Origin of the sequence: Sphingomonas sp. 3-13AW (genome assembly GCF_049311085.1) — a bacterium.
Classification (GTDB): Bacteria; Pseudomonadota; Alphaproteobacteria; order Sphingomonadales; family Sphingomonadaceae; genus Sphingomonas.
Genome location: NZ_JASNVZ010000020.1, coordinates 40,969 through 67,876, shown reverse-complemented (window position 1 = coordinate 67,876; position 26,908 = coordinate 40,969). Strand labels below are relative to the sequence as shown.

34 protein-coding genes and 1 pseudogene are annotated in these 26,908 nt (G+C 63.8%); 17 read left to right on the top strand and 18 right to left on the bottom strand.

The features are described 5' to 3' along the window. Positions 1 to 340 precede the first annotated feature (340 nt). Both QP045_RS16935 and QP045_RS16930 read right to left on the bottom strand, forming a co-directional pair. Complete coding sequence (locus tag QP045_RS16935) at positions 341 to 1,291, bottom strand: replication initiator protein A (RefSeq protein WP_422516173.1); 951 nt, start codon at positions 1,289 to 1,291, stop codon at positions 341 to 343. Positions 1,292 to 1,849: 558 nt separating this feature from the next. Next, a complete protein-coding gene (locus QP045_RS16930) occupies positions 1,850 to 2,173 on the bottom strand; it encodes a hypothetical protein (RefSeq protein WP_422516172.1) in 324 nt (107 codons plus the stop codon). Positions 2,174 to 2,308: 135 nt separating this feature from the next. Between QP045_RS16930 and QP045_RS16925 the strand changes: the two genes are divergently transcribed. After that, positions 2,309 to 3,934 (top strand): alpha-D-glucose phosphate-specific phosphoglucomutase, encoded by a 1,626-nt coding sequence (locus QP045_RS16925; RefSeq protein ID WP_422516171.1) that lies wholly within the window; start codon positions 2,309 to 2,311, stop codon positions 3,932 to 3,934. Between the two features lie 42 nt (positions 3,935 to 3,976). Here QP045_RS16925 and QP045_RS16920 read toward each other — a convergent pair whose 3' ends face one another. Next, positions 3,977 to 4,804: a M48 family metalloprotease gene (locus tag QP045_RS16920; RefSeq protein ID WP_422516176.1), complete on the bottom strand. Its 828-nt coding sequence runs from the start codon at positions 4,802 to 4,804 to the stop codon at positions 3,977 to 3,979. On the opposite strand from QP045_RS16920, the gene QP045_RS16915 reads away from it, so the two are divergent. The 6 genes from QP045_RS16915 (at position 4,796) to rfbA (ending at position 9,886) form a co-directional block, all read left to right on the top strand. Then, positions 4,796 to 5,839, top strand: coding sequence for a metallophosphoesterase family protein (locus QP045_RS16915; protein WP_422516170.1), 1,044 nt, complete (start codon positions 4,796 to 4,798; stop codon positions 5,837 to 5,839). The two genes, QP045_RS16920 and QP045_RS16915, sit on opposite strands and share 9 nt — an antisense overlap. Positions 5,840 to 5,964: 125 nt before the next feature. After that, positions 5,965 to 6,201 (top strand): hypothetical protein, encoded by a 237-nt coding sequence (locus tag QP045_RS16910; protein ID WP_422516169.1) that lies wholly within the window; start codon positions 5,965 to 5,967, stop codon positions 6,199 to 6,201. A gap of 203 nt (positions 6,202 to 6,404) precedes the next feature. Next, a complete protein-coding gene (gene rfbC / locus QP045_RS16905) occupies positions 6,405 to 7,004 on the top strand; it encodes a dTDP-4-dehydrorhamnose 3,5-epimerase (protein ID WP_422516168.1) in 600 nt (199 codons plus the stop codon). A gap of 11 nt (positions 7,005 to 7,015) precedes the next feature. Next, the gene (rfbB, locus tag QP045_RS16900) at positions 7,016 to 8,068 is read left to right on the top strand and encodes a dTDP-glucose 4,6-dehydratase (protein WP_422516167.1); all 1,053 of its coding nucleotides are present in this window, start codon (positions 7,016 to 7,018) and stop codon (positions 8,066 to 8,068) included. Positions 8,069 to 8,108: 40 nt separating this feature from the next. After that, on the top strand, positions 8,109 to 9,017 hold the full coding sequence (rfbD, locus tag QP045_RS16895) for a dTDP-4-dehydrorhamnose reductase (protein ID WP_422516166.1): 909 nt from the start codon (positions 8,109 to 8,111) through the stop codon (positions 9,015 to 9,017). Continuing rightward, on the top strand, positions 9,014 to 9,886 hold the full coding sequence (gene rfbA, locus QP045_RS16890; protein ID WP_422516165.1) for a glucose-1-phosphate thymidylyltransferase RfbA: 873 nt from the start codon (positions 9,014 to 9,016) through the stop codon (positions 9,884 to 9,886). Before rfbD ends, rfbA begins: the two co-directional genes overlap by 4 nt. A 206-nt stretch (positions 9,887 to 10,092) precedes the next feature. Here rfbA and QP045_RS16885 read toward each other — a convergent pair whose 3' ends face one another. Then, positions 10,093 to 10,329, bottom strand: a complete 237-nt coding sequence (locus QP045_RS16885) for a helix-turn-helix domain-containing protein (protein ID WP_422516164.1) — start codon at positions 10,327 to 10,329, stop codon at positions 10,093 to 10,095. Positions 10,330 to 10,480: 151 nt separating this feature from the next. On the opposite strand from QP045_RS16885, the gene QP045_RS16880 reads away from it, so the two are divergent. Genes QP045_RS16880 through QP045_RS16865 form a run of 4 tightly spaced genes read left to right on the top strand, consistent with a single transcriptional unit; the run spans position 10,481 to position 11,627 of the window. Next, complete coding sequence (locus QP045_RS16880; protein WP_422516163.1) at positions 10,481 to 10,861, top strand: hypothetical protein; 381 nt, start codon at positions 10,481 to 10,483, stop codon at positions 10,859 to 10,861. Between the two features lie 6 nt (positions 10,862 to 10,867). Beyond that, positions 10,868 to 11,041 (top strand): hypothetical protein, encoded by a 174-nt coding sequence (locus QP045_RS16875; protein ID WP_422516162.1) that lies wholly within the window; start codon positions 10,868 to 10,870, stop codon positions 11,039 to 11,041. A 57-nt stretch (positions 11,042 to 11,098) separates the two neighbouring features. After that, positions 11,099 to 11,344 (top strand): type II toxin-antitoxin system ParD family antitoxin, encoded by a 246-nt coding sequence (locus tag QP045_RS16870; protein WP_021224656.1) that lies wholly within the window; start codon positions 11,099 to 11,101, stop codon positions 11,342 to 11,344. Then, the gene (locus QP045_RS16865; protein ID WP_422516161.1) at positions 11,337 to 11,627 is read left to right on the top strand and encodes a type II toxin-antitoxin system RelE/ParE family toxin; all 291 of its coding nucleotides are present in this window, start codon (positions 11,337 to 11,339) and stop codon (positions 11,625 to 11,627) included. The genes QP045_RS16870 and QP045_RS16865 overlap by 8 nt, the downstream gene beginning before the upstream one ends. A 142-nt stretch (positions 11,628 to 11,769) precedes the next feature. Here QP045_RS16865 and QP045_RS16860 read toward each other — a convergent pair whose 3' ends face one another. Beyond that, positions 11,770 to 12,000 (bottom strand): BrnA antitoxin family protein, encoded by a 231-nt coding sequence (locus QP045_RS16860; RefSeq protein ID WP_422516160.1) that lies wholly within the window; start codon positions 11,998 to 12,000, stop codon positions 11,770 to 11,772. Then, on the bottom strand, positions 11,987 to 12,262 hold the full coding sequence (locus QP045_RS16855) for a BrnT family toxin (protein WP_422516159.1): 276 nt from the start codon (positions 12,260 to 12,262) through the stop codon (positions 11,987 to 11,989). The genes QP045_RS16860 and QP045_RS16855 overlap by 14 nt, the downstream gene beginning before the upstream one ends. Before the next feature lie 421 nt (positions 12,263 to 12,683). Here QP045_RS16855 and QP045_RS16850 point away from each other — a divergent pair, with 421 nt between their 5' ends. After that, on the top strand, positions 12,684 to 12,941 hold the full coding sequence (locus QP045_RS16850) for a MobA/MobL family protein (RefSeq protein WP_422516158.1): 258 nt from the start codon (positions 12,684 to 12,686) through the stop codon (positions 12,939 to 12,941). On the opposite strand, the gene QP045_RS16845 is transcribed toward QP045_RS16850, so the two are convergent. Beyond that, positions 12,898 to 13,338, bottom strand: a complete 441-nt coding sequence (locus tag QP045_RS16845; protein WP_422516157.1) for a DUF1772 domain-containing protein — start codon at positions 13,336 to 13,338, stop codon at positions 12,898 to 12,900. The two genes, QP045_RS16850 and QP045_RS16845, sit on opposite strands and share 44 nt — an antisense overlap. A gap of 342 nt (positions 13,339 to 13,680) precedes the next feature. After that, positions 13,681 to 14,463 (bottom strand): class I SAM-dependent methyltransferase, encoded by a 783-nt coding sequence (locus tag QP045_RS16840; protein WP_422516156.1) that lies wholly within the window; start codon positions 14,461 to 14,463, stop codon positions 13,681 to 13,683. An 86-nt stretch (positions 14,464 to 14,549) separates the two neighbouring features. Here QP045_RS16840 and QP045_RS16835 point away from each other — a divergent pair, with 86 nt between their 5' ends. Further along, positions 14,550 to 14,981 carry an Rrf2 family transcriptional regulator gene (locus tag QP045_RS16835; RefSeq protein WP_422516175.1) on the top strand — a complete coding sequence of 144 codons (432 nt, stop codon included), beginning with the start codon at positions 14,550 to 14,552 and terminating at the stop codon, positions 14,979 to 14,981. A gap of 179 nt (positions 14,982 to 15,160) precedes the next feature. Here the strand turns inward: QP045_RS16835 and QP045_RS16830 are convergent, their stop codons facing one another. The 6 genes and pseudogenes from QP045_RS16830 to QP045_RS16805 form a co-directional block, all read right to left on the bottom strand. After that, positions 15,161 to 15,445, bottom strand: a complete 285-nt coding sequence (locus QP045_RS16830) for a hypothetical protein (RefSeq protein ID WP_422516155.1) — start codon at positions 15,443 to 15,445, stop codon at positions 15,161 to 15,163. A 104-nt stretch (positions 15,446 to 15,549) separates the two neighbouring features. Beyond that, positions 15,550 to 16,158 carry a hypothetical protein gene (locus QP045_RS16825; protein ID WP_422516154.1) on the bottom strand — a complete coding sequence of 203 codons (609 nt, stop codon included), beginning with the start codon at positions 16,156 to 16,158 and terminating at the stop codon, positions 15,550 to 15,552. A gap of 86 nt (positions 16,159 to 16,244) precedes the next feature. Next, complete coding sequence (locus QP045_RS16820) at positions 16,245 to 16,454, bottom strand: type II toxin-antitoxin system RelE/ParE family toxin (protein WP_422516174.1); 210 nt, start codon at positions 16,452 to 16,454, stop codon at positions 16,245 to 16,247. An 87-nt stretch (positions 16,455 to 16,541) separates the two neighbouring features. Then, positions 16,542 to 16,805: a type II toxin-antitoxin system ParD family antitoxin gene (locus tag QP045_RS16815; protein WP_422516153.1), complete on the bottom strand. Its 264-nt coding sequence runs from the start codon at positions 16,803 to 16,805 to the stop codon at positions 16,542 to 16,544. A gap of 36 nt (positions 16,806 to 16,841) precedes the next feature. Continuing rightward, positions 16,842 to 17,069 carry a hypothetical protein gene (locus QP045_RS16810; RefSeq protein WP_422516152.1) on the bottom strand — a complete coding sequence of 76 codons (228 nt, stop codon included), beginning with the start codon at positions 17,067 to 17,069 and terminating at the stop codon, positions 16,842 to 16,844. A gap of 12 nt (positions 17,070 to 17,081) precedes the next feature. Continuing rightward, a pseudogene (locus QP045_RS16805) lies at positions 17,082 to 17,207 on the bottom strand (recombinase family protein); the annotation flags it as partial. 240 nt (positions 17,208 to 17,447) lie between these two features. Here QP045_RS16805 and QP045_RS16800 point away from each other — a divergent pair. Further along, complete coding sequence (locus QP045_RS16800; RefSeq protein WP_422516151.1) at positions 17,448 to 18,002, top strand: recombinase family protein; 555 nt, start codon at positions 17,448 to 17,450, stop codon at positions 18,000 to 18,002. A gap of 442 nt (positions 18,003 to 18,444) precedes the next feature. Here the strand turns inward: QP045_RS16800 and QP045_RS16795 are convergent, their stop codons facing one another. Further along, positions 18,445 to 19,557 carry an acyltransferase family protein gene (locus QP045_RS16795; protein ID WP_422516150.1) on the bottom strand — a complete coding sequence of 371 codons (1,113 nt, stop codon included), beginning with the start codon at positions 19,555 to 19,557 and terminating at the stop codon, positions 18,445 to 18,447. Positions 19,558 to 19,927: 370 nt separating this feature from the next. Between QP045_RS16795 and QP045_RS16790 the strand changes: the two genes are divergently transcribed. From QP045_RS16790 to QP045_RS16780, 3 genes are read left to right on the top strand one after another with little or no spacing between them, the layout of a single operon-like run. Further along, positions 19,928 to 20,899 (top strand): glycosyltransferase family 4 protein, encoded by a 972-nt coding sequence (locus QP045_RS16790; RefSeq protein WP_422516149.1) that lies wholly within the window; start codon positions 19,928 to 19,930, stop codon positions 20,897 to 20,899. Continuing rightward, positions 20,899 to 22,116 carry a glycosyltransferase gene (locus QP045_RS16785; protein ID WP_422516148.1) on the top strand — a complete coding sequence of 406 codons (1,218 nt, stop codon included), beginning with the start codon at positions 20,899 to 20,901 and terminating at the stop codon, positions 22,114 to 22,116. The genes QP045_RS16790 and QP045_RS16785 overlap by 1 nt, the downstream gene beginning before the upstream one ends. Further along, a complete protein-coding gene (locus tag QP045_RS16780) occupies positions 22,109 to 23,170 on the top strand; it encodes an acyltransferase family protein (RefSeq protein ID WP_422516147.1) in 1,062 nt (353 codons plus the stop codon). Before QP045_RS16785 ends, QP045_RS16780 begins: the two co-directional genes overlap by 8 nt. Here QP045_RS16780 and QP045_RS16775 read toward each other — a convergent pair. The 3 genes from QP045_RS16775 to QP045_RS16765 are packed head-to-tail and all read right to left on the bottom strand — an operon-like array spanning position 23,157 to position 26,899. Next, complete coding sequence (locus tag QP045_RS16775) at positions 23,157 to 24,269, bottom strand: glycosyltransferase (protein ID WP_422516146.1); 1,113 nt, start codon at positions 24,267 to 24,269, stop codon at positions 23,157 to 23,159. The two genes, QP045_RS16780 and QP045_RS16775, sit on opposite strands and share 14 nt — an antisense overlap. A 57-nt stretch (positions 24,270 to 24,326) precedes the next feature. Beyond that, positions 24,327 to 25,382: a glycoside hydrolase family 99-like domain-containing protein gene (locus tag QP045_RS16770; RefSeq protein ID WP_422516145.1), complete on the bottom strand. Its 1,056-nt coding sequence runs from the start codon at positions 25,380 to 25,382 to the stop codon at positions 24,327 to 24,329. Beyond that, the gene (locus tag QP045_RS16765) at positions 25,376 to 26,899 is read right to left on the bottom strand and encodes an oligosaccharide flippase family protein (RefSeq protein WP_422516144.1); all 1,524 of its coding nucleotides are present in this window, start codon (positions 26,897 to 26,899) and stop codon (positions 25,376 to 25,378) included. Before QP045_RS16765 ends, QP045_RS16770 begins: the two co-directional genes overlap by 7 nt. Between the last annotated feature and the right edge of the window lie 9 nt (positions 26,900 to 26,908).

Genomic DNA, 26,908 nt, shown 5'->3' with positions numbered 1-26,908 from the left:
TGTTGGAAGCCAGCGAGTTCGTGCGGACGCTCCAGCATCGCCAGGGCATCCAGATCGCCTGCCTGGAGGAGATCGCATACGAGATGGGCTTCATCTCCGCCGAACAGGCCCGGGAAGCCGGCGAGCGTTTCAAGAAAACCGCCTATGGGCGTGCGATCCTGAACGCGGTGGCGAAGTAACCCCATTCCCCTGCAGGACGTTTCCACGGAAATGAGGCCCATGGGCGAGGAACTCTAACGTAGCACAACGCGGCCTCCCGACGGCGGCAACCGGTGGCTTTCGCAGCTACGACTCGTACCTCCGACAGGTTCGGCCTGAGAGTTCGTGCTTTCGAGTATAATTAGGCGCCAGGCTCCGCGGCCTCTGATTTGGATCCGGCCCCTGATCCAGGCTGGGTGGCTCTAGGCAGTTCGGGAGCACGCGGGGTGATGACGACGCGTACCGGGTTCGACTTGCGTCCCCGGCGGGCGGGCTCGGCCGCAGCGACGGTCTCTACCAGTTCAAGCTGATAGTCGGGGATCGCGTTCGTGCCCGCGATCTGCTTGAGCGCGTTGCGGAAGTTGGCGAGCGGATTCTGATAGCCGATCTGGAGGCGGAAGGTCGCAAGGTCGACCTCCACCCGATCGGTATCGCAAGTGGAGCGCGCCACCTCGTAGATCCGCCGCTCGATCGGTCCGAGCTGAAAATAGGCGTGCGCATAGTTGAGCACCTGACGATCGCGCAGGATCGCCCGGAACAACCAGTCGCACAGCCGGACCTTTACCGCCTTCAGCCGCCGCTCGCCGCTCCGCGTCTTGGTATAGTGAAGCTTGGCTTCCGACAGCCAGGAGAAGAAGCCCTCTTCGCCTTCGCCGCCGGCCTCGATGTTGGTCTTGATCTGGGTGCCCTGCAGGCGCTCCAGCGCCTCCGACAGTCGCCCGTAGGATCGCGCCGAATGGTTACTGCCGGTGACGCTGAACAGGTCGTGCGCGGTGAAGACGAAATCCTGCGCCACCTCTTCGCCTGCCTCGATCTTCGCGGCCATCAGACTGGCGATGTAGAGGACGATTTCCTTGTCGTAGATCGTCGCCACGCCGCTAGCGCTAGGTCGCACCTCGATCGAGACGCTCTCGGTATTGTAGGTCAGCGGCTTCATCCACGCATTCTTCGCCAGCGCGAAAAAGGGGAACGCCATCAGCGACCGCTCGCCACGGATCTCGCCCTGCAGCGGGCTGTCGAGCAGGAACAGCTCGCCCTGGGGTACGGCCTTGGGCTTGCCGCTCTTGGCGCGGGGGGAGGGCGATTGGGTCATGGGCTATTTCTACTCGAAAGCACGAATCTGAACACCCTCATGCGGAGGTGTCTGAGAGGAAGGCCGCCGCTAGGGGCATCCCGTTCGTGCTTTCGAGTATGAATTCCTTCGTGCTGCGCCCGGCCGCCTGCTTCCTGGGGAACAGTCGAGCGGTTCGGTGTCGACATGTATATGCTCATACACCGAGACCGGGTCATGCCATGACCCACCATCCGGCGGCGGCCGGACAACACCATCCAAGGATGGTGCCTCACCCAGACCTAGAAGCGAATCCGCACAGGGGATGGCCTTAGAGGCCCTCATAGCATCGCACTCTTGCCGACCCGGCACCTAACCGGCATGATCAATCTATATTATGTACGAAACACGCATTCTTATCGCCCTGGCGCTCATCGCCGGAGTTGTAGTTGTCGGCACCTCGTGGGGTACGATCGCGCTTCGGCGGCGACGTCTCCGCCAACTACGCCGCCGCGGGATTAAGACGTACGGGCATTGAGCCGTATCATCACTTAGCCTCCTGCCGCTTCGATCCCGATATCGCAGTCAGCACGTACAGCCTCAGCGGCGGTTCCAATCCCGCGCTGCCATCGGCCGCAGGCGCACGCCCAGGCTGATCACCAGCGGCCAGAAGAGCGTGTTGGCGACATCTGACAGCGTATCGGCCCAGCGCATGCCATAGACGAGATAATCCATGATCTCGTTACCCGCTTCCGCAATCACCACCGCTGCAAAGGGGATGAAGGTGCCGAGCGAGCGGCCGCTTACAAGGCGCGTCAGCAACAGCACGGCAAGTCCTGCATGGATGTGAAGAATGGCGTCGGGCGCTCCCGTGCCGTCGCCGATCCAGGTGATCCAGGAATGATAATATTCGGGAAGATTCATCGCCTCGTCAGACGCCACCCTGCCTAGGAACGCAAGGTTCAAAGCAGCAGGACGTGCCGTGCCGATAAGCCGACGACGTCACTTGCGGTTCGTCGCCACCCCTGCAAACTGCGGCTCCCCCATCAGGAGCTCTTCATGCCCGAGATCACTACCACCCCATTCGCGGACCAGAAGCCCGGCACATCCGGCCTGCGCAAGAAGGTGGGGGTGTTCCAGCAGCCGCATTATGCCGAAAACTTCATCCAGTCGGTGTTCGACGCGATTGCGGCGCCGGCGGGGGCCACGCTAGTAATCGGTGGCGACGGACGTTTTCACAACCAAGCCGTGATCCAGACCGCAATCCGCATGGCCGCGGCCAACGGCTTTGGCCGGGTAGTTGTGGGGCAGGGGGGGATCCTGTCGACGCCTGCCGCCTCCAACCTGATCCGCAAGCGCCAGGCGCTAGGCGGCCTGATCCTCTCGGCCAGCCATAATCCCGGCGGCCCGGACGGCGACTTCGGTATCAAGTACAACGTCGCCAATGGCGGTCCGGCGCCCGAGAAGATCACGGACGCGATCTATGCGCGCACGACGGTGATCGACCGGTATCGCATCGCCGACGCCCCCGATGTCGATCTCGCCACGCTTGGCGAACAACGCGTCGGCGAGCTGGTCGTCGAAGTCGTCGATCCGGTTGCCGGTTATGCCGAACTGATGGAAACGCTGTTCGACTTCGCCGCGATCCGAGATCTCATCGCCGGCGGCTTCCGCCTGAGCTTCGACGCGATGCACGCGGTGACCGGCCCCTATGCCCATGCGATCCTGGAAGCGCGGCTCGGCGCCCCCGCCGGGACGGTCGTGAACGGCACCCCGCTGGAGGACTTCGGCGGCCATCACCCGGATCCCAATCTGGTCCATGCCCACGCGCTCTACGAGCGGATGATGGCCGCGGATGCGCCGGACTTCGGTGCGGCCTCGGACGGCGACGGCGATCGCAACCTCATTATCGGGCGCGGCATGTTCGTGACACCCTCGGACTCGCTCGCAGCACTGGCGGCAAACGCGCATCTGGCGCCTGGTTATGCCGCCGGGCTGAAGGGCATCGCCCGCTCGATGCCGACCAGCCAGGCTGCCGACCGAGTTGCCGCAAAGCTCGGAATTCCGCTGCACGAGACACCCACGGGATGGAAGTTTTTTGGCAACCTGCTCGATGCCGGCATGGCGACGATCTGCGGCGAAGAAAGCGCCGGCACCGGATCGGACCATGTCCGCGAGAAGGACGGGCTGTGGGCGGTGCTGCTGTGGCTCAACATCCTGGCAGTCCGGAAAATCCCGGTCGCCGCGCTAATGACCGAGCATTGGCAGACCTATGGCCGCACCTACTACGCACGCCATGATTATGAGGGCATCGCCACTAGCGGTGCCGATGCACTGATGGCGAGCATCCGGGGGCGGCTTGCGAGCTTGTCGGGCGAGACGGTCGGCGAGCTGGTGGTCGAGGCGGCGGATGACTTCGCCTACACCGACCCCACCGATGGCAGCACCAGCAGCCACCAGGGCGTCCGCATCCGCTTCCAGGGTGGGTCACGCATCGTGGTACGCCTGTCGGGTACCGGTACCGAAGGCGCGACGCTGCGCGTCTACCTCGAACGCTATGAGCCCGCGAAGGGGCGGCTTGATCTTGTCACCGGCGATGCGCTGGCGCCGCTGGTCGCCGCAGCCGAGACGTTGCTCTCGATCCGTGCCCATACCGGGCGGCAGGCACCGGACGTCGTCACCTGATGGCTACGGCCGCGGATGCGAACTAACCTCTACACCTTGAATTCACCGAGTACGCACCAGCAACACCGACCAGTTTCCATCGAGCGGCCGGTCGCGGGCCGCGAGAATGGCCGGACGCTGCGGTCGCTCGCTACCAAGGCCGGCGATCGCGTGGCGGATCGTCGTTACTCGGTCGCCCCATGCCGGATGGGAGCGGCTGCGCAGGATCCCGCCGGCATATTTCGGCCCGAAATCCTTCCAGAACCGCACTGCCCCTTCCGGGTCGTAGCCGGCGTTCGCGAGCAGCGACACCGACAGGATATCAGCCTCCAGCTCGGTCTGGCGGAAATAGCGGACGTTGCGCCCGAACCCCGAGAGCATGCCATAATCAACACCCTTCGCGGTCAACCGCTCGCGGTGGCGCAGGATGTTGTGCGCGAGTTCATGGGCAACCACTGCCGCCAGCTGCTCCTCCGGATAGGTCTCCAGAAAGGGGCTGCCGATCTGCACCATTTCGCCATCCGCCTTGGCGGTCCACTCGGTGCCGATCTCGACCTCGAAACGACTGCGGCAGGCCGGCACCGGGCGAACGGTCCTGGTGTACGGCGTCCCGCTCCTGCGGCCCTGCACCTCCAGAGGCTGGGTAGACGGGAGCTCGGCAAGCTGCGCTGCGATCCGTACGGCCGAAGCGGTGGTCGCCTCGGCCTCGGGGTCCGGCGGCGCAAACCGGGCGGTGCCGATCGCGAGCAGCGCGTCGTCGGCGCGGATGCCCGCCTCCGCTGCGGGAGAGCCTTCGATCACCGCCTCGACGCCGACCGGGCCATTCAGCTGGAAGTAGCGGATCGCGGCGGCGCGCAGGTCGCGGGAATATTGGTCCGGAGTGTGGAGCACGAGGCCCAAGCCCGGTTCCTGGCGGTCGCACAGCGCAGCATTCGCGGTCGCCAGGCGATAACCGATGCGGGCAAGCAGGGTGTCTGCCTGGCGGACGGCAGTGAACACCGGATCTGCCGCCACGGCCGGAAGCACGGCAAGCCAGGCTGCCAGCGCCGTACCGATGCTACGAACGAGACTTGCACGCCGAGTGCGCCGCACCATCTGCCGACATTCCCTATTCATGGCAAAGGGCCTAGTGCAGTCTCGATGCTCACGAAACTCCTCTTTCGACGTCCAAAAAATGCAGCGCCGGTTGGCAGGGCCCCAGAGGGGCGTAGGCTCTATGCCATTGGCGACATCCATGGTCGGCTCGACCTGCTCGAGGGATTGCTAAGCCAGATCGTCCGCGACGACGCGGAGCGCGGCGGGCCGGTGGGGGAATTGATTTTCCTCGGCGACCTGATCGACCGGGGCCCCGATTCCGCCCAGGTAATCGACCGGCTGATGGCCCTGCAGGCCGAGCGCCCCAACGTGCGGTTCCTGCTCGGCAACCACGAGGAAGTGTTCCTTCACGCGCTATCGGGGGATGCGAAGGCGCTGCGCCTGTTCAACCGGATCGGCGGCGCGGAGACGATCCTCAGCTATGGTGTCAGCCCGCAGGCGTACGCAGATGCCGATTATGAACAGCTTCACCGCTTGCTGGTCGAGGCGGTTCCCGCGTCGCACCGCGAATTCCTCGAATCGTTCGAGGACATGATTGTGGCCGGGGATTATGTCTTCGTTCACGCGGGCATCCGCCCTGGTATCGCGCTGGCGGACCAGCGGCCCGCCGACCTGCGCTGGATCCGGGACCAGTTCCTGAACGCACGCATGGCACCTGAGAAGCGGGTGGTGCATGGTCACACCATCTCAGAGGAGGTTGTCGAACTTCCTCACCGTATCGGGCTCGATACCGGCGCCTACCGGACAGGTATTCTTACCGCGATGGCGTTCGAGGACGAAAAACGTTGGGTCTTGCAGGAACATGGAAGCCGTGTAGCCGTTGCAGCCTGATCCGGGTCGTTGCATTTAATCAACACCCGGGTCAGTATTCTACTGCAATGCAGTAACTGGGTTGTGCCACGTCAGGGCCGATGGTATCGGCCCGCGGGATTAGATTTAACAAGGGAGCGTACACTATGCGTATGGGCAAGCTGCTTACCGCCGTCGTGGCATCGTCGCTGATCGCGGCACCGGCTATGGCCAACGGCGCTGCGTCGCTGTCGGTTGCTAAGAGCGTCAAGGCTTCGACCTCGGCTAAGCAGTCGAACGAGCTGGCCGGCGGCGGCATCTTCATCGGCGTCCTGGCGGCCGCTGCTGTGATCGCCGGTATCGTCGTCGCAGTCGACAACGACGACAAGTCCGACAGCAACTAAGCTGTCGACACTTTCGAAAGAAATGGCGGCCTTCGGGCCGCCATTTTTTTGGTCTCAGATGCCGCTTTGACAAGCGCAATCACGAACCTATCGCATACTGTCTTCCTCTATTTCATCCCCGGTTAGGAAGATGCGGATCTTGCTTTTCTGCGCTCGCGCAGCTCGCGTTGCGCTAATATCCGGATCGCGTTAGGCCGCATTCAATGACCGATGCATCCCCTGTCCAACTTATCCGCCCCAAGCGCTTTGGCGATGCCCGTGGCTGGTTCACCGAAGTCTATTCGGTGCCCGCATTCGAAAAATTCGGCATCCAATGCACCTTCGTGCAGGATAACCACTCGCTGTCGGTGCCTGCGTTTACCCTTCGCGGCCTGCATTTCCAGACCCCACCGCGCGGGCAGGACAAGCTGGTTCGCTGCATCCGCGGGCGGATTTTCGACGTGGCGGTGGACGTCCGCAAGGGTTCGCCGACCTACGGTCAGTGGGTTGGTGCCGAGCTTTCGGCCGAAAATGGGCACCAGTTGTTCATCCCGATCGGCTTCGCGCACGGTTTCGTGACTCTCGAGCCTGACTGTGAAGTCACCTACAAATGCTCGGACACCTATGCGCCCGACCATGACGGCGGCATCCGCTGGGACGATCCGGCACTGACCGCTGTCGACGGGTCGACAGGCGGCATCGCCTGGCCGATGCCGGCAGGCACCACGCCCGAGCTTTCGGCAAAGGACGCGGTGCAGCCGCTTCTCGCAGATTTCGACAGCCCCTTCCCTTATGATGGCCGCCCGCTGGCGCCGCTCGCCTGAAGGAAACCCGCATGCGTATCCTCGTCACCGGCGGTGCCGGTTTCATCGGCTCGGCCCTTGTCCGGCACCTGATCGAAAACACCGATCATGAGGTCCTCAATTTCGACAAGCTGACCTACGCCGGCACGCTCACGACAGTCGAGCGGGTTGCCCAGTCGAACCGCTACCGCTTCGTCCAGGGCGATATCTGCGATGCCGAGGCGGTGCGCGCGGCAATCGCCGAGTTCAAGCCCGAGGTCGTCACCCACCTGGCGGCCGAGAGCCACGTCGACCGCTCGATCGACGGCCCGGGTGCCTTCGTGCAGACCAACGTCGTCGGCACCTACACCATGCTGGCCGAGGCACGCGCCTATTGGCTGGGGCTGGACGAGCAGGCGAAGGCGGCCTTCCGCTTCCACCACATCTCCACGGACGAGGTATACGGCTCGCTGGGCGACACCGGCCTGTTCACCGAGGAAACGCCCTACGACCCGCGCTCGCCCTATTCGGCAAGCAAGGCGGGTTCGGATCACCTCGTCTCGGCATGGGGGCATACGTTCGGCCTGCCGGTGCTGATTACCAACTGTTCGAACAACTACGGCCCCTATCACTTCCCAGAGAAGCTGATCCCGCTGATGATCGCCAAGGCGCTGGATGGCGCGCCGCTGCCCGTCTACGGCAAGGGCGACCAGGTGCGTGACTGGCTGTACGTCGAGGATCACGTTCGCGCGCTACAGGCCGTGTTCGAGCGCGGGACCCCAGGCCGTACCTACAATGTCGGCGGCCATAACGAGCGGCAGAACATCGAGGTGGTGCACACCGTCTGTGCCATCCTGGACGAGCTGAAGCCCCGCGCCGACGGCAAGTCCTATGCCGAGCAGATCACCTCGGTCGCCGATCGCCCGGGCCACGACAAGCGCTATGCGATCGACGCGAGCCGCATCGGCGAGGAACTGGGCTGGACGCCGGCCGAAACCTTCGAGACCGGGATCCGCAAGACCATCGAATGGTATCTCGCCAACGAAGCGTGGTGGCGTCCGCTGGTCGCAGCCAAGGCATCCGAGCGTCGCGGCGTCGCCGCCTGATCTCCGTAGACCTGTCTACCTGTCGACATAGGAGTTGCGGTTGAGCGACCTTCGATCCGTTCTCGTCACCGGCGCCGGCGGGCAGCTTGGCACCGAGCTGCAGCGCTGCCGCTGGCCCGAAGGCTGGCAGGTCGTCGCAATCGACCACGACACGCTCGACCTGCGCGATACCGCGGCAGTCATGGCCAAGGTCGCCAGCGGGGACGACGGGCGCCCCTGGGCGGCGGTCATCAATGGTGCAGCCTATACCGCGGTCGACAAGGCGGAGACGGACCTGGTCACCGCCTGGGCGGTCAACGCGATGGCACCTGCCGCCTTTGCACAGGCTTGCGCGGAAGCGAACATCCCCTTGGTGCAGGTATCGACCGACTATGTCTTTGCGGGTGACCGCGAGGGTGGGTGGGAAGTCGAGGATCCCGTCGCCCCGCTCGGCGTCTATGGTGCCTCAAAGCTCGGCGGCGAGCTGGCGGTCCGCACCTCCGGCGCGCGCCATGCGATCGTACGCACCGCCTGGGTGGTGTCGGCGCACGGGCATAACTTCATCAAGACGATGCTGCGGGTAGCGGAGAGCCGGAACACGCTGAGCGTGGTCGACGACCAGATCGGCAGTCCCACCAGCGCCGCCGACCTTGCCCAGGCGCTGATGACCATCGCGATCCGCCTGGTCGAGGATGCGGAGGCGCCGACCGGCACCTTCCACTTCAGCAACGCCGGCGCCGTGAGCTGGGCCGGCTTTGCATCCGAAATCTTCCGCCAGTCCGCGTTGCGTGGCGGTGCCACCGCCAGCGTCATGCCCATTACCACCGCTGACTATCCCACCCCCGCCCGACGCCCCGCCAACTCGCTGCTCAGCCACGACGCCATTCGCGTCGCTTATGGCATCGAGCCGCGTCCCTGGGCGGAGGCCCTGTCGGACATCCTCGACGAACTGATCGGAGCTGCGAAATGAAGGGTATCATTCTGGCCGGCGGATCCGGCACCCGGCTCCACCCGGCAACGCTGGCAGTGAACAAGCAGCTGCTGCCGGTCTACGACAAGCCGATGATCTATTACCCGCTGTCGGTGCTGATGCTCGCCGGCATCCGCGACATCCTGATCATCTCCAGCCCCGAATATCTCGACAACTACCGCCGCCTGTTCGGCGACGGGTCGGCGTTTGGCCTGGCGGTCCAATATGCCGAGCAGCCGAGCCCCGATGGCCTGGCGCAGGCCTTCACCATCGGCGCGAACTTTATCGGCGACGACAATGTGGCGCTGGTGCTGGGCGACAACATCTTCTTCGGTGCGCACCTGACGGACCTGCTGGCGAGCGCCGTCGCGCGCAAGCACGGTGCCACGGTGTTCAGCTACCGCGTCGAGGATCCCGAGCGCTATGGCGTGGTCGAGTTCGGCGAGGGCGGGCGCGCCGTCAGCCTGGAGGAAAAGCCCGAGGTTCCCAAGTCCCACCACGCGGTGACCGGGCTCTATTTCTACGACAACCGCGTCGTCGAATATGCCCGCAACCTCAAGCCCTCGCCGCGCGGCGAGCTCGAGATCACCGACCTGAACCGCCTCTACATGGAAGCGGGCGATCTCTACGTCGAACAGATGGGCCGCGGCTATGCCTGGCTCGACACCGGCACCCACGACAGCCTGTTGGAAGCCAGCGAGTTCGTGCGGACGCTCCAGCATCGCCAGGGCATCCAGATCGCCTGCCTGGAGGAGATCGCATACGAGATGGGCTTCATCTCCGCCGAACAGGCCCGGGAAGCCGGCGAGCGCTTCAAGAAAACCGCTTATGGACGTGCGATCCTGAACGCGGTGGCAGGAAGAGACTGAGAGGCACGGGGGCTGCCATAGCTCGTCCCGGGCGACGATAAGTCGGACGAGATACGATCCTCCTTATCCATAATGCCGACGAGACCGGTTTTTCGGGCAGGGCGAGGAAGATTTCTTTCCGGCTGCCTGAATTTCGCCGGTCGTCGGCATTTTGGTTAAAGACGTATCGATCTGTCACGGATCTGCCGTCGACTGACCTGATGCGGCTACAGGTCGTTGATCGTCATCGTGATGATCCCGCGGATGAGCAGGTGCACGGCCATGTGAACTCGGTTCCCAGCGCCCAGCTTGTTGCGTACGTTGTTGATATGTTGTTCGACCGTTCGCGTTCGGCTGCTCAAAATGTCCGCGATTTCTCTGGCAGAAAACCCCTTCAGCATGAGGCGGCACACCTCGTCCTCTCGTGGGGTCAGCGGAACGTTTGGATCCCCAATCATCTTCATTTTCCTGGATCTGTTTAAGACCCAAGGGCGCTCAAGCCCTGTGCAGGCGAGCGCTGAGCGCCTGCACATCCGTAAATTTACCTGGCCGTTTCCACGGATTCACAGGCCTGCCGTCCTCGATAGGTTCGCGCGCATCTGAAGCGGAGCGAACATGAACGACCCCAAACACCCCGTCAGCGATGCAATGCTGGATCGCCTGCGTCTGGAAATGTCGCACTATTCGAACTTCGTCGATCTCATCCTCGGTGATCCCGACAGCCGGTACGGCGGCGAGGACGGTCGGATGACGCTGATCGAGATCCTCGGCCTGCTGATCGGGCTCACCGGGTCGGAGGATGATGCCATCGCCTGGATTATGAATTCGGGGGGCTATACCGACGCGGTAAACGACGATGTGTGCGTGGGTCTGGCGCACGGGGGGTTCTGGACGCTGGCGGCACATTGCGACTGGCTGCAGGTCATCTACACCTATCGGGACCTGTGCCCCGAGTTGATCGAGATCCTCTTTCGCAGCGGCGGCACCCAAGCGTGATACGCCGTGACCGCATCTGATGTAGGCCTAGCGCTGCTGCTGGGGGGTGCCGCGTTGCTTGCGGCAGGCGAGATCGGCAAGCAGCGGCGGGTCCGGGGCATCGGCTTGGGCGTGCTGCTCACCGGCTGCGCGATGACGGTCATCGGCTTGCTCGCACTACCTATAGCGGCCTGCAATTGATGGTCGCTCAGACGCACAATAATGGGCAGGACTGTTGTATGAGAAATGGAGGCCGCTATGGCGACCGTGCGCAAAACCATTACCCTTACCGAGCAGCAGAATGCGTGGATTGCCGCGCAGATCGACGCCGGCAGCTACACCAACGACAGCGAGGCGATCCGTGACCTCATCCGACGCGAGCAAGAGCGGGGCCTTGAGATGGAGAGCATTCGTCAGGCGCTGATCGAGGGCGAGCAGAGCGGGGAGCCAGAACTGTTCGACTTTGCCGCATTCAAGCGGCGCAAAGCCGAGCAGCATGGCTGAATACCGGCTCAGTCCGAGGGCGCAGCGCGACCTCGACGCGATATTCGACTACACCGTGGCGCATTGGAATTTGCCCCTGGCAATGCGCTACACCGACCTTACCGAGGCCGCTTGCGCCGATCTGGCCGAAGCGCCGCAGCAGGCGCAAGGCTGCGCCAATATCCGGCCGGGCTATCGGCGGCGTGGCGTCGAGCAGCACGTTATCTATTTTCGGCCGACCAGCTGTGGCATCGCCGTTATCCGCATCCTGCATCAGCGCATGGATACAGTCCGCCATTTGTAATGGCGCTCCAACCGCAATGCCGAAAGCGCCCACGCGCAAAGCCTTACCTGATTCACCTTGCAGAGGCGGCATTCCCGGCCAGTTTCTTATAATGGCGTCCTAAGGATGCGACCCATCAGTCGGGAGAGATCATGTCTGCTAGCTAGATTTGGCCTCCTGCCACCAGGCGGCCGAGCAGGGCGTTCACGCGGGTCTGCCATCCGGGGCCGCTGCCGCGCAGGTGTTCGACCGTCTTGGCATCCAGGCGGATTTTCACCTCGACCTTGGGCGCTTCCGATTTCGGCCGCCCGCGCCTGGAGGGCGTCATCTCGGCCATGAACGCGGCATCCAGCGGCGGGTTGTCGTCGTGCAACTCGGGATCAAACTTGGTCATAGTAGAACCTCACCTCGTGTCTCTCCGCCGGTCGCAGGCTGATGGCGCGCACCGCGTCCTCGTGGGAGCCTTCGGTGAACACCAGCACATGCAGGCGATCGCCAATCAGGCCGAGGGCGACGAACCGGACCTCGCCATAATCGAAGCGGTCGTCCTCGCGCTCCAACGCCGTGTCCCAATCGAACCCTTCCGCAGCCAGCAGGGACATGTCATGCTTGGCGGCATTGGCGCGATCCTTGGCCGGGTCGAACTCGATCTCCACGATTTTACGTACACCCATTAAATCAGACGCACAACAATTATCGTGCACCCATAAATTGAGGGTCTATTGCGCCTGCAACGGCACCCATCCGCCCTTGCAGGTGTGGGTCTTGGCGTTCCAGCGACCGGCGCAGCCATACAGGTGCTGCTCAATCTTGGGTTTCTCGAGCCCAGCGGTAGGCGAGGGCTGCCGCGAAGATCTGTCCAGGCCAATCAGGGCCGCGTAGAGCCATCCTTGAGGCGGTCCCACCACATGGCCGTGCTGGCCCGCTGGAGCGCCCTGCGGCCCGTTCGAGGTCTTGGACCTCAGATCCCTACCGTCCGGCCCCAATCGGCACGCTGGCGAGCTTCCATCTTGCGGTGGGACGGTAGGCCGGTCCGCCGGTCGCAGCGCGACGCCGGCAGCGGCCTACCGTGCGGGCGTGGAGATCGCGGACGAGCGCACCGGCATCGTCCAGGACTACACCCGCATGCAAGGCATCGAGCATCGCGAGATCGTGGCCCCCGCCGATGCGCCCGAGTGGGTGCAGGACCGGCGCAAGCTGCCATGCCGTTGTCGCGAAAATGCTGGCATCCCGGCGTCGCATATGTCGCGCTTCTGCAACTACGTCACTGTGCACTGGTGGAGAGCGGCCGTTAGCCTGTGCTTCCCAATGCCCAGGCAAAGAGCAGTGCCGTAGCTGCTCCAAGTGCGCTCCTGACGTTATGCAGCTTCCCCCACTGCACCAGCATCGTCCGGCTTGCAGCGCCCGCTTCGCTTACCGACATCGCCATCAAGCGCCTGTTGACAGGCATGATGACAAAGAGCGTGAATGGCCAGTTGGCGAGCAACAGGATGCTTCCAGCAAACCACCGCCAATCCGCCGAAAGATACCCAACGATCAGCCCCGCCGCGCCCCCGGCAATCGCTAACCCGGACTGGATGGGTAGCGCTCGCTTGTAGCTGGGCTGCCACTGCGCCAGCAGAGGACCATCTGCCAACTCAAGACGCGCAGGATGTTCGACGAGACTTATGTAGAGTGCTGCGCCGGCGAACAGCGTGGCGAAAACGAGAGCCGCTATCGAGAGTTGAAACATCGAAGTTCCTCGGCATCAGCCGGGAAGACGCGAAACCCGTGTCAGCGCCTTCCCAAACGAGTTGGGTTGACGCCGTGGCTGGGAAGAACCCGATGAACGGGCGCAGGAGCTACCGACCTGCAACTCTATTTTCGGCGTCCGGAAGGTGCCCGGCGACGATAACAATTGCAAGGTCCCGAATGTCTGCAATTGGCGAGCGAACTGCACGGCCTTGTCGCGCATATCCTGAGTTTCGGGCCTGGCGTATGTCCCGCCTTTTGCGACACCGAATGCGCTCGCATCGTGCGATCGCTCTTAGCGGAAGCTCTCGTGCTCGGAGCGGCAGGCGCGCGATCTCGCGACCTATCCCCGTCGCGCTACACCGATCAACGCGGTGGAAGGGATCGGAAGCTCGGGCCGCCCGCCGGCGATTCGACGCAGTTCAGAGACAATCACATCTTTCTGCGTAGCGTCCAAGCTCGTCCAGTCGGGTGATGGGCCAAAAAGCGCGTCGAGATCATCCAACATCGCCATGTTCAGGTCGAAGTCGCGGGTCACTCGCTCGATGTGCGGATCACGATAGCCTGCTTCGACCAGTTCGCCGGAAAGGCCCTCTAACGTGCTGAGGATCGCCATCGCCTCCGGCATGGGGGACAGATCACGCTCGGGAAACAATCTCCGGATCAGCTGACCGAGCAGCATGAAGGCGCCGGCGCCACGGTCCTGCCACACCGCGACGACGCCGTATCCGCCGGGTCGTGTGACCCGTGCCATCTCGGCTAGTCCCTTGCGCCAGTCCGGGAACATGAACACGCCGAAGATTGAGAACACCGCGTCGAAGCCGGCGTCGGGCAGATCGAGCGCCTGACCGTCCATCACCCGCGCTTCGACGTGCGGCACCGCCTTGGCCGCGATGCGTGCGACCATGCCTGGCGAGAAGTCCGTTGCGAGAACCTGCGCCCCCGTCCGCGCAGCGGCAAAGGCGAGCGCGCCGGTTCCGGCTGCAATGTCGAGCACGCGGGATGCGGGCGTCAGCGGTACATGGGCCAGCGCGGCCTCGACATAGCGGGCCGTGTAGGGATGCGCCGTCTTCTCGTATCGGTCGGCCGCGCTGTCCCAGTGGTCGACCTTGTTGAATTCACGCATCGGCTATGCTCCACGACTCACGCAACCCATTGGGTATCGTGATGGCAGAGGCTTGCCAAGTCGAAGCCAACAACGAAGGTGGCGTCATGCGGAACGACGGTCGCCTCTCTCGTATGTTGCACGTGCTGATTCATATGGCGCGGCACGATGGTCCGATGACCTCCGAGACGATCGCCCGGATGCTCGGCACCAATCCTGTCCTGATCCGACGCACGATGTCGGGCCTGCGGGATGCAGGTTACGTCAGATCGGAAAAGGGGCACGGCGGCGGTTGGGCTATCGCGGCCGATCTAAATGCGGTGACACTGCTGGACGTGCATCGTGCTGTTGGCGGCCCCCGCCTCTTTGCAATCGGAATCGAGCATCCCGAACCCGGCTGCCAGGTCGCCGGCGTTGTCAACGAAGCCTTGGGCGACGCGCTACAGGAAGCAGAGCGGCTGCTGGTCACGCGCTTGGAATCGATCAACCTCGCCGCACTCATCCAGACCTTCAATGACCGCTGCGTTGGCGGCAACTAGCTGGACCAGCGCCCTCAGCGGGAACGTCCTCCTTTCCGGCGACCCGGCGATAGAGCGCAACGCGCGCTCGGTGCGAGCTGCCGCGGCGTTGTCGCGAATGTGCTGAGTTCCCAGCGTCGCGGATGTCGCCCTTCTGCAACAACGTGATGGCGAGAAGTGGGTGGGAAGCCGCCCTTCGGCTAAACGCCTTTACCCCAAGTCGCGAGCCAGAAGAACGCCGCGCAGAATGCCAGCAATGATGCCCCGACGGGGACGATGCCGGGCAAAGGACGATGTCTCGCAAAGCGGGCGAGGAGCAACGTCAAACCGGTCATTGAAACAGGAATTCCTAAGAGCGGTAGGCTATCATAGTTGAAGCCAAAGCCGTCTTCGTAGAACCCACAATGCCAGAACAGTGATGTTGCGAGAATTAGCGGCACCAGCCAGAAAACGCATCCGAGCGCCGATAGGATGTAAGTTCTCATCCGCTGAAACTAGCGGCCACCAAAGCTTGTCCGCAATGGGGTCGATTGCGGCCGGTCCGCTTTCGTCGCGCTCATTCAGCGCCGGAACGGCTCGAAGTGGGTGGTTAGCTGTCCGTCCGCTTTGGACGATCCTTGGCCATCCCACCGCAAGACGCAGCGTCGTTCCGTTTTCCTGCTTGAACGACGAGCCGAATGCTCCGCCCGCCCACGTTGACCGAGGGCAGCACAGATGCCTTCTTGGCGCTGTCGAACCGAAGCGCGAGCGTTGAAGCGTTCAGCCAATGAAGGTCGACGCCGTAGGCACATTCACTTCGCGTCGCCCCGTATAGGGTTCCTGCGAAGACCGGCCGTTCGCCTTGGTGATCGGCAGGGTGTAGTTCGACCACATAGCCGAGCGACGTTGTCGCGCCGCCGTTTGTTTCGAAGAGGATCGCGTGGATGCGCCGATCAGGTGAGTTGGCCCAAGCGACTTCCTCGCGAGACGGCTGTCCGAAAAGCCCACCGCAGCCGCTAAGGATCATGGCAACGAGGACAGCAGCGCGTCGCATCATCAGAAATCTATCGGTTCCTCCAACGGCAGCAAGTGGGCGCAAGCGACCATTAATCCCGTAGCAGTACCCAGTCTCCACCAGCCCATTCTTCGCACCATTGCATGCCGGCAAGGCTGACTTGGCGATGACCATCATCACCGCCGGGGAATTGGCGAGTTTCATGGACCGCGTTGCCCGTGAACAATCGGAGCAGCCACCCGCCTTCATTGGGGTCTATCTCGAAATAGAGCTGATCCATGATCCTCTCCTCAATGGGTGGCGAAAGCCTGTGAGAGATCGCGGGCACCATGAAGGACGCGAACGATCTGAACCCCTGCATTGCCGGCCACGAAGAAGATCAGATATCGGCCGTGCCGCGCACTTCGCAGGCCGGTCGCCAACTCATTGCGGGCCGGGAAACTGCTCGGCCGCTCAGCGATCGTCGCCATGGTCGCCTCGATCTCGGCAATGAACGACAGAGCACGCGCGGGATTATCGAGCGCGATGAAATCGCCAATCTCGATCAGATCGGCCGTGCGGCCGGTAAAAGTTGATACGTCACGGCGTCAGGCTTTGTTGGCGTAACGCGCGCGTAGCTCGGCGAAGACTTCCTCGGCCGGAATGCCGGGGCCGCTGTTCAACCCCGCCTGGATGGCTTCGCGCAAGGATACTAGATCGCGCCGCTCAATGTCGCGAGCGCGCGTCCACTCGCGCAATGCCTCGCGAACGACCTCGCTGGTTGACGCATATTCGCCACCCGCAACGGTCTGGCGCAGGGTAGCGGCCATCTCAGCCGGCATGGTGATAGTCATGCGTTCGATCGCTGACATATGAAGCCTCCTCTAGTTCGGCATCACATTTCATACTTATGAAGCAGAAACCAATGGTGCTCGCTTGACTGCACGCCATAGGGTGGAACGATCGACACCGAACAGGCCGGCCATGCTGGCGAGAATTTCGCGACCAGCGGCAATCTCCTCCTCGGCTTTGCGGAGCTTGGCTCCGGTGAGCTTCACCGGGCGGCCGAGGTGACGTCCGCGCGTGCGAGCCGCCCTCATGCCGGCGCGCGTCCGCTCGACGATCAGTGACCGCATGGTAAGCGCCTGGTCGAGGCCTGGGCGGGAACGGGCGGCCCCGGAAACCCCCTCGTCCTCGTGGATGATGCTGCACCCGGCCGCCTTCAGCGCATCGCGCTGAAGGTCGAGATTTTGTACGCTGGAAGACACCCGCGCATAGCCGACCGCATCCGCCGACCATGCGTCAGCGCATCATAGCGGCAATGTTCGTAATGGCTTTGGCGGTGACAGGCGTCAGCAGCTACGCGGGATGGCGGATCTTCAGCGCAAGCTGCCATGGCGTTGTCGCGAATGTGCTAAGTTTTGCGACAGCCTGTTGTACCGCCGATCAACCTCGTGGCCGAGTGTCGCAAAAGTCTGTTGCATATTGTCTCCGTTTCGATGCACATTTGCGACATGCTTATTGGCTATGCGCGCGTCTCCACGGACGATCAGGATCTGCGGCTGCAACGTGCCGCGCTGAAGGATGCCGGCTGCCGACGCACATTCGAGGAGAAGGTGTCGGGCGCGAAGCGTGACCGCCCCGAGCTCACGCGGATGCTCGATCAGATACGAGACGACGACATTGTCGTAGTGACCCGCCTCGACCGGCTTGCACGATCGACCCGTAACCTGCTCGATATAGCGGAAAAGTTAAAGGAAGCAGGAGCCGGACTTCGGTCGCTTGCCGAGCCGTGGGCCGACACAACGTCGCCTGCTGGCCGAATGGTACTGACCGTGTTTGCTGGCATCGCGGAGTTCGAGCGTGAGCTCATCCATCAGCGCACTAGCAGCGGTCGAATAGCTGCAAAAGCAAGGGGCGTACGTTTCGGACGTCCGCCGAAGCTTACCCTTGATCAGATTGCGCTAGGAAGTGATTTGGTCAGAACAGGAAAGTCAGTTCGCGAGGCTTCGAAGCTTCTTAACTGCCACTATGCTACCTTATATCGTGCATTGTCAGCACTTCGCTAATTGGTTTTCATTAAAAATAGCGATTTGATACGCGACGATCTGAAAATATCCACAAATGCTCAACGTTTTTATCAATGTATCAATTGTGCCGCATCCCTGGGTAAGTGCACAATGAAGGGGCTGTTCGACCTTGCTGCCAAGCTGGCTGAGCGCGGCATCCGATGGTCGAAACGCACACTAGCCTAAAGATCAGCCCGAGCGAAAGCCGGCAACCATTACGCAAACGCTCGTTTGTAGAATGTCCCGTTTTTCCATGTCCAACAGGCAATTTCGCAATAACTCGTTCGGGAATATATCCGGAAAAGCAACATCCTCGCTGCGATGGGTACCATCTGCAACATTGGGCGCTGTGTTCCATGCTTTGGCAGACCCGACCCGCAAGGAGGTGCTCGATACCTTGGCCAAAGGCAATGCAACGAGCTACGTTACTGAAGGCGCCTGCTCAGTCACGCTGAACTAGCAGATGGGCTCCGAATCGCTGCCGCAGGCGTCGTACCGGCGGCAGCGCAACCTTCAGTGAGATCCATCCCATGAGCGTGCCGAGCATCGCGCCCAGCACCGTGCACAGCAGTTGCAGTTCAAGCGGCAACTCCTCAGGCCGAGCCCGACCGAACGCTATGGCGAGAGCGTACAATATCAGAAAGTGCCACAGGTAGAAGCCGTAGGAGACCTGACCTATGAAGCGCAGCGGCCGCCATTCCAACAGCTTCAACAGCCAAGCCCCGCTAGCAGACGCGTAAAGATAGGCGAACACCATCAGCAACCCGACGCCCTGACCGGTGTATACCAGAATTTCGTGCGGCTCGCCGCGCAAGCCGATAAGAGCGCCGAAAGTGAACAGGGCGACGAGCAGCGCGCCGACCAAACCGATCAAATGTCCTCGCCTGGCCCACGCCTGCACAAGGTCGCGGCGGTAATGCAGCCCGGTCGCGAGCAGGCAGCCGAACGCGATAGAATCGACCCGGGCTTCGGAGGCGAGACGGGCGTAACTCAGCGGCAGGCCTGCCCCCAGCCCGACCGTCCGGATCAGAATCGGCAGGAGGACAAGGGTCCCGCACAGCGCCACGACGCGCTGTGCGTGTCCGATGCACAGCGACAGTAGCAGCGGCCATGTGAGATAGAAATGCTCCTCGACCGCCAACGACCAAAGGTGACCAAGCCGGAAGGGACTTTGCGGGTCAGCGGGCGAGAAGATGTCAACATAGTTCGTGAAGTAAAACAGCGCCGCCGACAGATCGAGCAGCCCGTGCGGCTCGAACAGCAGCGCTGATCCGATCGCGGCGACGGCGACGTAGAGGACGAGTTCGGGCGTTAGCCGCAAATAACGGCGCACATAGAAGTTGGTAATGCTGAAGCCTCCGCAACGCGCGGCCGCCTCGCGCAGCAGCAGGCCGGTGATCAGAAAACCGCTGATGAAGAAGAACACGGTCACGCCCAGACTAGCCGGTGCCCGTGGTATACCGGCATGACCGGCGACCACCGCTAGCACCGACAGCGCGCGGAGACCGTCCAGGCCCGGGATGTAGCCGCCCGCCGGGGCGGAAGCATCAGCCATTGACGGGCGAGCTGCGACGAAGAGCCGACACGGTGCTCCTCTGCTCGACCACATCATAGGCCGCCACCGAGCCCGGCCGCCAATACCCGCCATCCTGCTTCCCCCTGTTCCGTGACCGGTAGCAAGCGCGCGTCTGGCAAGCAACGGTACGGGTTGTGCCACACTGTCTGCCGGACGTGCTTGCCCGCGTACGTCCGCTTTCGTACAAAGCGGCGGGGCGGCATGACTTGCGTGGCGCGTGGGGTGTCATACGCGGGGGGTTGGTTACATGCCTATACGGATCGGCATCGACGGGCATGTGCTCACCGGGCGATTCCAGGGAACCCGCACCACGCTATCGAGCCTGCTGCGTGCCGTTGCGCCCAAGCTAATGGACCGTACGGCGATCGTCTACAGCGATGCCCCGGAGGAGGCACGGGAGCTACTCGGCACCGAAACTTACGAACATGCCGCGCTTAGCCATTCCAGTTCGATCCGGCGGCTGCTGCGCGTGTTTCCTGCGCTGTTCCGGCGCGACCGGGTCGACCTGGGGGTGTTCCAGTACATGGCCCCCCTTACCGGCCGGCACATCGTATTCATCCACGACCTGCTGCCGATTACGCACCCGCATCTGTTCCCGCTCAAGGTGCGTGTGCGCACGCACCTGTTCTTCTCGCTGTCGATCCGCCGCGCGGCGGCCGTGGTGGCGGTGAGCCGTTACACGCACGACGAGATCGCGCGGATATTCCCGTCCGTGCGGCATAAGCTGCGCACGGTGCTGAACGGACCGTCATTCCCGCCCGAAACCTATGATGCACCGGCAATTTCCTCGCCCGACCGCTACATCCTCACCGTGGGACGGATTGAGCCGCGTAAGAACGGGGTGTTGTTGGCGGAGGCGTTCCGCCGCGCGGCGGTGCCGGGCGTGCGGCTTGTGATTGTGGGTGCATGGGACCCGGAATTCCCGCGCGGCAGCATAGAGGGTGCAGGCGTGGAAGTACGCCAAGGCGTTAATGACACCGCGCTGGTCGCGCTTTACCGAGGCGCCAGCCTGTTCGCTTATCCGAGCTCAGCGGAGGGGTTCGGCGTGCCGCTGCTGGACGCCACCCTGTTTGGCCTGCCCGTGATCGCCTCGAACCGTACTGCGCTGCCTGAGGTGGGCGGCGATCTGGTCGAGTATTTCGATCCGGATGCGCCCGACGCGGTAGACCAACTTGCCAACCGCATCCGCGGGCATTTCGAAGATCAACCCATCCGCCGGCCCAATGAGGCGGCGCGCGCCGCCCAGGCCGCCCGCTTTTCTTGGGATCGCGCCGCCATTGATTTCCTGGCGGCGGTGGACGCCTGCGCGGAGGCGCGTTGATGGCTGGCCGGCTTATCGTCCTAACGCTCGATCTACCCTACCCGCCCAATTACGGGCACAAGGTCGACCAGTTCAACCGCTGGCGGGGCTTTGCCGAGCGCGACTGGCGGATGCGGCTGATCTGCTGGCGTTCGCCGCAGGACCCAGCGGCGGCGGCCGGCGATGTCACGGCCCTGAGCCAGGCGTTCGAGGCGATCGAGGAACTGCCGATTGGGCACGACCTACTGAGCTTCGCCCGACGACTGGCGCGGCTGCCGCGCTATCCCAGCCACGTCGCCTCGCGCGTGCCGGACGCGGCCACGCGCCGGCGGCTTGTAGCAGAGGCACGGGCATTCCGGCCCAACGCAGTAATCCTCGACGGCATCTATGGCGGCGTGCTGGGCGAGGAGCTGGCGCAGGCGTGCGGGGTGCCGTTGATCGTGCGCGGCCACAATGTCGAACACCAGTATTTCGCGGGACAAGCGCGGACGGTGACGAGCTTCAGGACCAAGCTGAAGTGGCAGCTCGCCCGGCTGGGGCTGGAGCGGTACGAGACGGAGTTGCTCCGCCGCGCGGCCTGGACGTTCGACATCTCGGCCGATGACGTAGGCTACTGGCAAGCGCGAGGGGTAGAGCGCATATCCTGGGCGCCCACCGTCTACCCCGGCACACCGCACGGCACCCTCCTGCCCCCGGCCGAGCGGCGCTACGACGTGGCCTATATCGGCAACCTGCGACTCCCCAACAACCTGGGCGGCCTCACCTGGTTCGTCGACGCGGTGCTGCCAATCCTGCGGCACGAGCGGCCGGGGACAACCTACTGCTTCGCGGGTGCCAACCCATCGGCCGAGGCGCGAGAAATCTTCGCCCGCGCGCCGGAGGTCACGCTCGTACCCGATGCGCCTAGCGCAGACGCGATCCTGGCGAACGGACGCGTGCTAGTGAACCCGATCCTGTCGGGCAGCGGGGTAAACGTAAAGTCGATTGACATGCTGCGCTATGACGCTCCGATCGTGACCACCACAATTGGCGCACAGGGATTCGGCCCGGAGGTAAACGGGCAGTTTGCCGTGTGCGCGGACGCGCCCACCTTTGCTGCTGCGATTGTGTCGGCATTGGCCGACCCGCACCCGCCCGCGGGACGTGCAGAGACGCGCGCGCTGTTCGGCGAGGCGGGCCTGGACCGGCAGATTGCGCTGGTTGAGCGTGTCGCGGGTATCGGCGTCGCACGTGGCTGACCCCGATCGTCGCCCGCAACTGACTCTACTCCAGGCAGGCCGCGGCGTGGCAGCGCTGCTGGTAGTCCTTTACCATCTCGGCGGCTCGATCATCGGCGACCCCAAGTTCTGGAACGTCGAGGTGGATGGCGGCCTGTTTCGCTTCGGCCATGAGGGAGTGGCCTTCTTCTTTGTGCTGAGCGGGTTCATCATCCTGCACGCGCATCTGGCTGACCTTGGCCGCCCCGAGAGGCTAGGTGAGTATCTGTTCAAGCGCGCAACCCGCATCTACCTGCCTTATTGGGTGGTATTGTTCCCGCTGATCGCAATCTACGGGGCGGTGCCGACGCTGGGCAGGCCGGAGATCAGTGCGCCGGCGGTGATGCTGAACAGCCCGCTGCTGGTCGGCGCCACCTCACACGCAACGCTGGCGGTCGCCTGGACGCTGTTCCACGAAGTCGCCTTCTACGCTCTGTTCGCGGTGACGGTGCTGGACCGGCGGGCCGGCGTCCTGCTGCTGACCCTCTGGCAGCTGGCATGCCTCGCCTCGCTGGCGCTGCCGGCTGCGCCACACTACGCGCTGCACCCAATCAACCTGTTGTTTGGAATGGGCATGGCGGCGCGGCTGCTGATGGCGGGGCCGGTGCCCGCACCCCGCGCGATAATGGCAGCTGGCATCGCGCTTTTCGTCACATTGGGACTCCTCCTCAACTATACGCGCCTGATCGACAGCCACACCTCCAGCCTATTGTTCGGGGCGGCGAGCTTCCTGTTTGTGCTGGGCGGCGTGGCGGCGGAAAGCCGTGGTCTGATTGCCGCCCCCGTCGCGCTGACGCGGCTGGGGGACGCATCGTACAGCCTGTACCTCGTCCATTTTCCAGTGCTGTCGCTCTTGGCGAGAATGTTGCGTACCGGGCCTCTGAGCGCCACGCCCGCCCCGGTTGCGTATGTCCTACTTGCTGGCGGAGCGATCGCCGCCGGGCTGGCTTTTCACCATGCAGTTGAGCGCCCGCTGCTGCGGCTGGTGACGCGGCTGGTGAGGCGGCGCCGGGCGCCTGCGCTCACGCAGCCATGACGCGTCGGAACACCGCCTCGTACTGATCGCACGCGACGGACACGGAGAAGCTGCGGGCGCGCTCCTCCTGAACTGCCGGGTCAGCAGGGGTGGCCAGCATAGCCCCAATCGCCGCCGCCATCGCCGCTGCATCGCCTACAGGCACCAATCGGCCATGGCGTCCACGACCCATGATCTCGGCCGGTCCCGCCGGGCAGTCGGTGGAGACGATGCTGCAACCCGCGCCCAGCGCCTCGACCAGCACGTTGCCGAAGCCCTCCCAGGCGGAGCTGAGGACGAAGAAACCCGCCGCCTGCAAGCTGGGGTTAATGTCCGGTAGAAAGCCCGGCAGGTCTACGATCGCGGAGAGGCCTAATTCATCGCGCAGCGCGATCAGCTCCGCACGCAGCGGCCCGTCGCCCAAGATTACCGCGCGCACAGCCGGCCGCTCCCGGTGCACGATGGCCATCGCGCGCAGAAAGGTCGGGAAGTCCTTCTGCGGAAACAGCCGCCCCGCACTGACCAGCACCGGCCCACGGTCGTCCACCGTCCAGGGATGCGCACGCGCCGCGATGTCCTCCGCCGTATAGCTATGCTGCTGGAAGGCGGGGTTGTAGATCACGTCGATGGTCTCTCGCCGCAGGTGTGCGAAACGGGCGAGCGCGTCGGCCAGCCCTGCCGAAACAGCGACGATCGCGTGCGCCCGCGGATAGAAAAAGCGACCAGTCTGGTGCCAGAGCTTCTGCGTCAGGCTCTCGGCGGCATAGTCGGGGTAGGGATAGGTCCGCTCGGTTAACACGTTGCAGGTGCGCGTGCCGGATAGCATGCGCGCGGCAACCGCGGCATTGTTGAAGGCGGGCATAGCGGACAAGAGAATGTCGTAATCCCCCTCCCGCAACTCCGCGCGCAGCGGTCCGATCGAGGCGCGCGCGCTCTTCTTGGGATGGTGAAGCCACTTTACCACCGTGCCCGGCGCGGGATGGTGGTCCTGATCGGTCGGCGATCCGGCCAACACCAGCGTCAGCTGGTGCCCCCTCGCCAGCAGCTCGTGCGATAAGTTGGCGATCATATGTTCCACGCCGCCGGGACGCAGCCCCTCATAGAAAAAGCAGATTCGCAAAATACCCCCTTGTCCCCCTGCTCACTAGCCGCCTCCACTTGGTCGCGACCCTCTGTACTAATCCCGGTCCCGCTTCAGCACCTCGCGGATTGCGCGCAGCCGGGCGTCGCCGCCGGTTCGCGTCGGCTCGATCACGGATCCCTCGCCATATTCGTTCCAGCAGCACAGGATCGCGCGTCGAATGCCCTTGTCTTGCATCAGACGGTGGGCGGCGGCCAGATGGGTGCGGAACTCCGCATCGGTGGGCTGAGACCGATCAACCTCTGGTGTCTCGCTCCCGCCCCAAGGCCGGCGATCCCACCCGGCGGTGAGTGGCAGCAACACAGGCAGGTGCGCCTCGTTGTCTGCCATTTTGGCCCAGATCCGACGATAGATCTGGTCGCGTGCAGCGTAGCCCTCCGCCGGCCGGGCGTCGCCGGGCGCTCGGCTGAAATTGTAGCTGGTGATGGAAGAGAAGCCGCTCCGCGCCGCTTCGGCGATCGTCGGATCGTCGCCGTTCCACACCCCAGCGACGAAATGGAACGGTGGCATCCCCGCTATCCGTGCCGCCGCCTGCGCTTCTCGGACCCAACTGGCGAGCGTTGAGCCGGCTTCATGCGCTTCTCGCGCCATGCGGCCGGTGTCGAACACCATCACCACGGGCCGCCCATCGATACGATAGAAGCGCTCACTCTTGGCATAGGCGATCCAAGCGGCCACGATCCGCCGCCACTCCGCCGCCGTGGTGGACGGCGACCGGCCGTGCCGGCACCACAGGATGGAAGCGGCTGGACCTGCATTCTTCAGCTTCAAATAAGCTTCCAGTGGCGCGTTCGCCTGCACCGCACCCTGCTCGAAATACCAGTCAAACACGACGAATCCGATCCCGGCTGCCCGCATTTCGTCCGCTTGTGCAGCGAGCACGGTAGGATCGCGATCGTCGTACCAGCCCCGCCGCGGCTCACGCTCGGGATAGGGACGGATCACCGCCCAAGTGTCGCGATTGCCGGTGAACGGGTCAGGATGCCAGCCGGGGAAATAGAAGGTGCCGAGTTCGGGCGACGTCGTCGGCGCAGCGCTCGCCGCCCCGGCCAGCAGCAGGACGGACAGCATCAGCCTGAAAACCTTCAGCATCGTTCAGACCCGGCCGTCCGCGGGACCAGCCCGATCAGCCGCCGTATCTCCGTCACCCCCGCCCGATTTAGCAACAGGCTCGCACCGACGAACGCTGGCCCGCCGGCCGCTAACGCCACCGCCAAGACGCCCCATCCCGGTCCTAACGTCGCGCGCACGCCCACAACGCACCCGCACGCCACCAGCGTGGCTGCCAGCGGAAGGCAGAACTGGCGGTGATAGTCGAGGAAACCAACTCCGGAAATTGGGCGAAGCACGGCCGCCCAGCTGACCTCCACGAACACGAGGTACACACCGGCCATGGTTAATGCCAACGTAATCGGACCCACCCGCGCGCCCGCAAACGCGCCGACGGTAACCAGGCCAGCAAAAGCGGTCTGGTAATAGAAAGCGTGGCGGCTGCGCCCCATGGCGTTCATGTAGCTGCCGAGCGGGTTCACCAGGCACCGGACCACAAACCACGCGGCAATGAACGGCATCAGCGCGCCCGCCGCAGCCCACTTTGCTCCCAGCACCGCTGGCAGCAGGTCCGGCCCCAGCAGCGCCAGCGCGCCATACACGGGAAAGCACACGGTAGCCGACATGCGCACCATGCGCAGGTACACCGTGCCCGCTAGCGCGGGTTCGTTCTGGTGCCGCGCGATTACGGGAAGGCCGACCCGGGTGATCACCGGGTTGATCGCAGTCATCACCCTCAAGCTCAGATCGCGCGGCTGAGCGAAGCTGCCAAACGCCTGTTTGGGAAAGTACAGCCCGGCGACTAGAATGTCGATCTGCACGGTCAGCGCCGTGACGATGTTCACCAGCAGGATGTCGAGGCCATAGGGCACGAACCGTGCCACCTCGCTCACCCGGAAATGCAGCCGCGGCTTCCACACGCGTGCCAGAATGGTCCAGCTTAGCCCCAGTTGCGTCAACGCGCTCGCGACCTGTCCCCACACGACCGAATAGGCGCCGTGGCCCCGGAACGCGAGCGCCACCGCGACGACGAACCCGATCGCGGTGGCGCTAGTCTCCACCTTCACAACGTCTCCGAACCGCAGGTCCCGCTCGGCCAAGACGCGCAGTTGCAGGAACAGTCCCTGCGCTACGAACACTACCGCAACTAGGCACAGCATCCCACCCAGATCGGGAGCGGCGAAGGCGCGCGCGAGCGCCGGCGCGGCGACTACCGTCGCTGCCGCCAGCACGAGGCCCGTGAACGCGTTCAGCCAGTAGAGAGAGGACATCTCCGCGTCCGTCACGTCGCGGAACCGGATCAGCGCGGTGCTAAGCCCCGCGTCCGAGATCTGCTGCGCCACCAGCAGCAGGGAAGAGACCAGCACGGCCAAGCCGAATTCCGGCACCGTAACCAACCGCGCAATGATCAGCAGTTGCAGCGTTGCCAGCATGGTGCGCAGCAGGTTACCCACCGCCGTCCAGCGCACGGATTGCAGCCCCGATCCGTTTTTGGGCCGCGTGGTCGCCTCGGGCGGAACACTCGGTCCGGGCGCGGTCACCCCTTCGGTCTGCGCCATCACCGTCTA